We start from the raw sequence: 998 nt of genomic DNA on the forward strand, positions 1-998 counted from the left end.
CCCCCGCCCCCACCACCGCCCCCGCCCGTCCGGACGGCGCACCGCCGACGACCGGGTGAGGGCCGTCCGGAACCGGTACTGCTGTGGGTAAGGTGCGGCCATGCACGAGAAAGCCGACCAGGACGGCGGAGCGGCCACCACCCCCACCGACCCGGCGGACCCGCCCGCCGCCGCACTGGAACGGGCGCTGCGCCTGCTGCACGGGCGGGCCGGGCGCACAGGCCGGATCATCCTGGGCCTGGCCGGCCCGCCAGCCGCGGGCAAGTCCACCCTGGCCCGGTACCTCGTCGACGAGGTCAACCGCCGGGAGGGCCCGGACACCGCGGCCCACCTCCCGCTCGACGGCTTCCACCTCTCCAACACCCAGCTCGACCGCCTCGGCCTGCGGACCCGCAAGGGCGCCCCCGAGACCTTCGACGCCTGGGGGTACGCCGCCCTGGTGACCCGTGCGGCCACCGAGCGCTTCCGGGACATCTACGTCCCCGACTTCGACCGGGACCTCGACGAGCCGATCGCCGCCCGCCACATCATCCGGCCGCACACCCGCCTGGTGGTGACCGAGGGCAACTACCTCGCCGTGCCGGCCGCCCCCTGGCAGACGGTCCGCGGGCTCCTGCGCGAACTCTGGTGGGTCGAGGCCCACGACACCGTCCGCGCCGAACGCCTGCTCCGCCGCCACCGGAGCACCGGCGAGACCCGCGAGAGCGCCGAGCAGCGGATCGCCGTCAACGACCACCCCAACGGCGAGTACGTGAGGCCGGGCGCTGCGGGGTGCGACTGGGCCGTCCCAAGTGGGCATTTGCCTTCGGCCACGGACGGGCGTACTGTTCTCTAGTCGCTCGGCTGGGAGCACCGGACACGTGTCTACGCGGACGGTCCCGGAGCGGCCAATCCCTTGAAACACCACTTCCCATTCGACTGGGCGCGTCTTGTCGTGCTCCAGTGCGAATTGGCGTGAGCGCTTTTATGGATTGCGGCCGGATTCGCTTTTCGGAGCG

General features: G+C 72.8%; 1 protein-coding gene. It reads left to right on the forward strand.

Going from position 1 to position 998, the window contains the following annotated elements; all coding sequences use genetic code 11:
• Nucleotides 1–100: 100 nt before the first annotated feature.
• Nucleotides 101–835, forward strand: a complete 735-nt coding sequence (locus AA75_RS21590) for a hypothetical protein (RefSeq protein WP_051812983.1) — start codon at nt 101–103, stop codon at nt 833–835.
• The last annotated feature ends 163 nt before the right edge of the window (nt 836–998 follow it).

This window comes from Kitasatospora sp. MBT63 (assembly GCF_000710465.2).
Classification (GTDB): Bacteria; Actinomycetota; Actinomycetes; order Streptomycetales; family Streptomycetaceae; genus Kitasatospora.